Annotated in this window: 6 protein-coding genes; 4 read left to right on the forward strand and 2 right to left on the reverse strand. The window is 73.1% G+C overall.

Features of this window, described 5'->3' with window-relative positions; translation table 11 throughout:
• Positions 1–898, reverse strand: an 898-nt coding sequence (locus AB0K09_RS28955; RefSeq protein WP_366068372.1) for a hypothetical protein, incomplete at its 3' end; no start/stop codon positions are given.
• A 180-nt stretch (positions 899–1,078) separates the two neighbouring features.
• Between AB0K09_RS28955 and AB0K09_RS28960 the strand changes: the two genes are divergently transcribed.
• Both AB0K09_RS28960 and AB0K09_RS28965 read left to right on the forward strand, forming a co-directional pair.
• Positions 1,079–2,140, forward strand: coding sequence for a radical SAM protein (locus tag AB0K09_RS28960; RefSeq protein ID WP_366068373.1), 1,062 nt, complete (start codon positions 1,079–1,081; stop codon positions 2,138–2,140).
• A 490-nt stretch (positions 2,141–2,630) separates the two neighbouring features.
• Positions 2,631–2,891: a hypothetical protein gene (locus AB0K09_RS28965; RefSeq protein WP_366068374.1), complete on the forward strand. Its 261-nt coding sequence runs from the start codon at positions 2,631–2,633 to the stop codon at positions 2,889–2,891.
• A gap of 40 nt (positions 2,892–2,931) precedes the next feature.
• On the opposite strand, the gene AB0K09_RS28970 is transcribed toward AB0K09_RS28965, so the two are convergent.
• Positions 2,932–4,479, reverse strand: a complete 1,548-nt coding sequence (locus AB0K09_RS28970; protein WP_366068375.1) for an MFS transporter — start codon at positions 4,477–4,479, stop codon at positions 2,932–2,934.
• 147 nt (positions 4,480–4,626) lie between these two features.
• Here AB0K09_RS28970 and AB0K09_RS28975 point away from each other — a divergent pair, with 147 nt between their 5' ends.
• Complete coding sequence (locus tag AB0K09_RS28975; RefSeq protein WP_366068376.1) at positions 4,627–5,136, forward strand: hypothetical protein; 510 nt, start codon at positions 4,627–4,629, stop codon at positions 5,134–5,136.
• Between the two features lie 129 nt (positions 5,137–5,265).
• Positions 5,266–5,730 (forward strand): AMP-binding protein (locus AB0K09_RS28980; RefSeq protein WP_366068377.1); only part of this gene is annotated, 465 nt, incomplete at its 3' end.

The following is a 5,730-nucleotide window of genomic DNA, read 5'->3' on the forward strand; positions in this document are numbered from 1 at the left end:
CGGTCAGCGGCCCGTCGGGGTCGTAGCCGGTCAGGCGGGCGGCGTGCGGGACGAGGTCGAGCAGTGCGGTGGTGACGACGGCGGAGTGGACGTCGTCGCCGAGGAACCGGCAGCGGAAGGCGGCGTAGACGACGGACAGGGAGATCGTCACGTACGGCAGGGCGCCGAGGAGCGAGCCGATCAGATAGAGGACGCCGGTCTCGCCGGTCCAGGTGCGGAACAGCCGGCAGGCGCCCCGGCCGAGGAAGACGACGGCCGCCGCCGAGGCGATCGGCAGCAGCCGGGCGATGTCCTGGTGGCGGTCCCGGTGGCGCCCCTCCCCCGCGGCCCGGGCGCGCAGGCACCGGACGACCAGCAGGGCCGCGCCCAGCCCGGGGAGCCAGGCTTCCGGGTAGTAGGAGACCGACAGTTCGACGACGCGGGTGGGCACGCCCGCCGCCGGCAGGAGCACCGGGAGGGCGGTCAGTGCCCACAGGGCGCCCAGGAGCTGCCGTTCGCCGCGGAAGCGGGGGCGTCCGTCGGGCAGCAGGGCGAGGAGCTGGGCGACGAGGACGCCGACGGCGAGGCTGTCCATCTCGGTCGGGATGACGAACAGGGCGGCCGCCGGCGAGGGCATGCCCCGCTCAGGGGCGCTGAGGTCCCAGCCGTACGCGTCGGTCAGCAGGGCGGAGACATAGCGGATGGCGATGCACGCCGAGAGCGCGGTGCCGGTCAGCAGCAGACGCCGGGCGACGGGATTCGAGGGCGCGTGCCACCACGCGAACAGGCCGGCGCAGTAGCAGGGGAGAACCGAACCGAGGATCCACGGCAAGGTGATCGTATTTTTCGGCAGCAGAATCGTCCCGGCGGTGACCGCCCACAGCAGGCACAGTCCGCCGAAGAACGCCGCGATTCTCATGAACCACCCTCCGCCTTCACGCTCGGCATTATCGAGGGCGATGACGACGGCAGTCCAGGAGATGTGCCGCCGGACGGTATAGCGGAAAACCGCTATACGGATCGGAGGCGGCCCGGGTTTCCGTACCGGACGGCGGGGAGAACACTGGGCTGGTCCGCTGTGGAAAGGCGAAGGGCAGCCATGAGTGTGTCGTCCGGTCCCGAGGTGGTGGTCTGGGACACCACCTATGCGTGCCCCCTGCGGTGCTCGCACTGCTATTCGGAGTCCGGCAGGCGGGCGCCGCGGCAGCTGAGTCACGAGGACATGCTGCGGGTCGCCGACGCGCTCGTCACCCTGGACCCCCGGGTGGTGGTGCTCTCCGGCGGCGAACCGCTGGTCGTGAAGGGGGTCTTCGAGGTGGCGGGGCGGCTGGCGCGGGCGGGCGTGAAGACCGCCGTCTACACCAGCGGCTGGATCATGGAGCCCTGGATGGCCACCGAGCTCGCGAAGACGTTCGACGAGGTCATCGTGAGTCTCGACGGTGCGACGGCCCAGGTCCACGACCGGATCCGGGGGCGGCGCGGTTCCTTCGACCGGGCCCTGTCCGCCCTGACGATGCTCGACGCGGTGGCGAGGGAGCGCAGACGGCGACAGCGGACGCCGCTGTGGTTCGGCATCGGCTGCGTCGTGGTGCGCAGTAATTTCCCCCAGTTGGCGGAATTCTGCACGGCGATCGCGCCCCGGTACCCCGAATTGCGCAGTGTGACGTTCAACGCGGCCGTTCCCGAAGGGCTGGCCAGCCGACCGGAATTCGGTCACTTCGAGCTGCTGGACGACGCACAGGTCGCCGAATTGACCAGTCCCGGCAAACTGGCCCGGCTCCAGGAACTCGCACCGGATTCGGTGCGGGTGTTCGCCACGGACAACGGCAGTCTCGTCATGCGCCCCAACCGGTTCGCCAGTCGCGCCGATTCCCCGGTGATGCACGTCGAGCCGGACGGCGAGGTGCGGGCCCTTTCGGTGTGCGAGGGAACGGTGGGAAACCTCCTGGAGGAATCCCCCCTGGAGCTCTGGCGGCGCGGTACCTCCCGGTTGCAGGACCCCTTCGTGGTGGAGACGCTCTCGGCGGTGCGCACGATGCAGGAGTGGGCGGAGGCCGTGCGGCGCATGGACTACCACTTCGGTTCCCAGGAGGTCCGCTCGCGCATCGACCGCCGCTCGGTGCGGACGAACCCGCCGGAGTTCAGCGCCCTCGCCCTGTGAGCGCGCCGCGCCGGCGGCGTGCCCTCGTGCCCACGCCTCCCGGGCGCGCGCTCCACGGCGTACGCGATACCGGTGGGCTACGGGTTTCCCGTGCGCCGCGGGATGGCTCGTGGCTCGCCGGGGTAGCCAGGGCCCGGTGAGCGCGCCGGGGAGGGCGCGCCCGGGTTCTCGGAGGGTGCATATGTTCGCTGGGCGTCGGATCCGGATCGCGCTGGCCGCCGTGGCGCTTGCGGGGTCGTGTCTGGCCGGGGCGCCGTCGGCCCAGGCACACGGTGACGGTGACGGCCACGGGCGGAACGGGGGGCGGGAGGCGCCCGAGTCGATCGTGTGCGCCGGGCAGCAGAGCATTACCTGGTCCCCGGGATTGACCCTCGCGTCGAGAACACACCGTCTCACGACTGACGACGTATACACCTGCGCCGACACCTCGGGACGCCCCCAGGGCGCCGTCGGCCGCATCGAGGGAACCATCGAGTCGTCCTGTCTCAGGGTGTCCTCACCGCACGCCCGGGAGGTCGTCCGGTACGGGGACGGCCGGAAGTCGGTGATCGAGTACTCCTCGGGCACCGTGGCCCGGGTGGGCGCGGCGTCCGTGGTCCGGGTCGCGGGCATGGTCGTCGAGGGCCGGGCGAAGGGGCACCAGGCGGTACTGGCCGTCGAGTTGCTCCACCAGGACCTGGTGACCGCCTGTCTGACCCCGGAGGGCGTCCGGCACGCCACCGGAACGGTCACGCTGCGCATGCTCTACTGACGACCGCGCTGACGACCGTGCTGACGACCGCTGGGGTCGGTCAGTGGCCGCCGGTGACCCGCAGGCCGCGCGGAACGAGCCAGACGGTCAGCAGGGTCACGCCCGCCACGATGCCCGCGGAGACGTACGCGGTCGTGGTGAGCGCGGAGTCGAACGCGGCGCGCGCGGCCTGAAGGACGCGCAGGCCGGGGTCCCCGCCGAGCCGGGCGGCGACCTCGGCCGCGCCGCCCACCGAGCCACGCGCGGTGTCCGCGTCCGTGCCCCGGACGGGCAACTCCCCCATGGCGGAGGAGTAGACGGCGTTGTGGATGCTGCCGAGCAGTGCCACCCCCAGGCCGACGCCCAGCTCGTAGCCGGTCTCCGACACGGCGCCGGCCTGGCCGGCGCGTTCGGCCGGGACGGAGTCGACCAGAACGGCGGAGGAGGCCGTGATGGCCAGTCCGTCGCCCAGTCCGAGGGTGGCGAGGACGATCGCGACCACGATGTAGGCCGTGGGCTCGGGGGTGACGGCCAGCAGCACGAATCCGGCCGCCAGGGCGCTCAGTCCGAGGGCCAGGACCGTACGGACGCCCAGGTGGTGCAGGAGCCAGGGGGTCGCCAGGGAGCCGGCCAGCGTCGCCAGGGCCGAGGGCAGGGTGCGCAGCCCGGCCTCGGACGGCGAATAGCCGTGGACGTACTGCAGCCACAGGGAGATGAGGAACAGCGCGGCGCCGATGGCCAGCATCGCGAGCAGGATGGCCAGCGCCGCGGCGACGAACGGGCCGTTGCGGAAGAGCCGTACGTCCAGCAGTGGGTCGTCGAGCCGCAGCTGCCGCCGGGCGAAGAGGGCCAGCAGGAGGACGCCGGCCAGCAGGACGATCAGATCCCCGGCCTGCGGGCTGCCCTTGGCGACGTGCTTGATGCCCCAGGCGAGGGCCACGATCCCGGCGACCGACAGCAGCGCGCCCGCCCAGTCCAGCCGGCCCGTCTGCGGGGCCCGGTACTCCGGCAGCAGCCGCAAGCCTGCGACGACCGTGACCACGACGACGGGGACGTTGACCCAGAAGGCCGCGGACCAGCCGTACCGCTCGACGAGTGCGCCGCCGACCAGCGGGCCCACGCACGCGCCGGCGCCGGCGACGGCGGCCCAGATGCCGATGGCCAGGGCCCGTTCCCGGGCGTCGGTGAAGATGTTCCGGATGAGGGAGAGCGTCGACGGCATGACCATCGCTCCCCCGATTCCCAGCAGCACCCGGCCGCCGATGAGCTGCCAGGAGCCCTGCGCGGTCGCCGCGACGACCGAGGCGACGCCGAAGAGGACGAAGCCGGTCAGGAAGAGCAGCCGGCGGCCGTAGCGGTCGCCGAGCGCACCGCTGGTGACCAGCAGTCCGCCGAGGACCAGCCCGTAGATGTCGATGATCCACAGCTGTTCGAGCGGGCTTGGGCGCAGGTCGGCGATGAGCGAGGGCAGGGCCACGTTGAGGATCGTGGCGTCCATGGCGACCAGCAGCAGGCTGGCGCAGAGCACGGCGAGCACGGCCCAGCGGCCGGCCCCCGCGGGGCCCTCCGCGCCGGGCGCCGGCGCGGGGGAAGGGGCGGGTTCCGCCATGGGCCTTCATCCCTTCACGGCCTGTGCGGCGCGTGGCCGGTGACCCCAGTGCCCAGTATCGGCCGGGCGGCGGCCTCTCGCACGACGGGGCGTCACGGCCGTCACGGCCCTCTGTGCCCCGATGGGGGCCGGGGCGATGATGGGCGCATGAGACCTCGATCAGCTCATGCGGCCGCGTCCTGCGCGGCGGCCCTGCTCGCCCTCGCCGCCTGGTCCGTGCCCGCCGGCCCCGCTGCCGCCGCTGCCGCACCCGCCGGCCCCGACTACGCGATAGCCCAGGCGGGCAACTACCCGACCACGCCCAACGGTTACGGCAAGTTCTCCGTGTCCTGGACCTCGGTCGGCACCACCGGCATCACCGGTGTCACACGGCTGACCGTCGACCTGCCGCCCGGCCTTACCACCACGGGCGCGCTGATGTACTCCACGCCGTACGACTACACCTTCACCGAGAGCGTCTCGCCGGACGGCCGTCATCTGGACGCGACGTTCAACGGCACCCGGGCGCCCGGCCGCGGGGACTTCATGAAGCTGGACGTCCGCTCCGGCTCCGAGGTGCCCTCCGGGGTGATCACGGCCACCGTCTCGAACCCGAGTGACGTCAATCCCGCCAACGACGTCTCCGCATACACCCTGGGCGGCCCCGGCCCGCGGTGACCGGGCCGTCCGGCGCCCGCGCGCGCCCGCCTCCGCCGCCGGGCCCGGTCCCCCGCCCGGACCTACCATGAAAGAAGCCCGCCGTGAGAGGGCCTGCCGTCCCCCCGGGAAGCGCGGAGGAGGCCGGGAGTGGAACAACGCCGCGCGCAGGCGGCGCCGCCGGAAGCGACCGGCAGGCGGCTGCACTCGGTGTTCGAGGCCGCCTGCCACCGCAGGCCGACGGCGACGGCACTGGTGTGCGCGTCCGGGCAGTTCACCTACGCCGAGCTCGACGCGCACGCCAACCGGCTCGCCCATCATCTGCGCGGCCTGGGCATCGGCCCGGGGTCGCGGGTCGCGCTCCTGCTGCCGCGGTCGAGGGACCTGTACGCGTCGCTGCTCGCGGTGGGGAAGGCCGGCGCGGCGTTCGTGCCGGTCGACCCGGCGGCGCCGCCGGACCGGGTGTCCTACATCGCGACGGACGCCGGTGTCGACGCGGTGCTGACGACGTCCGGCCTCGCGCCGGGCGTGAACGGCCTGCCGTGCCGGGTGGTCGAGCTCGACTCGTGTGCCCGGGACGTTGCCGACGCGCTCCCCACCCGCCCGCCTCCCGGC

Origin of the sequence: Streptomyces sp. NPDC049577 (genome assembly GCF_040675635.1) — a bacterium.
In the GTDB taxonomy this organism is placed as follows: Bacteria; Actinomycetota; Actinomycetes; order Streptomycetales; family Streptomycetaceae; genus Streptomyces.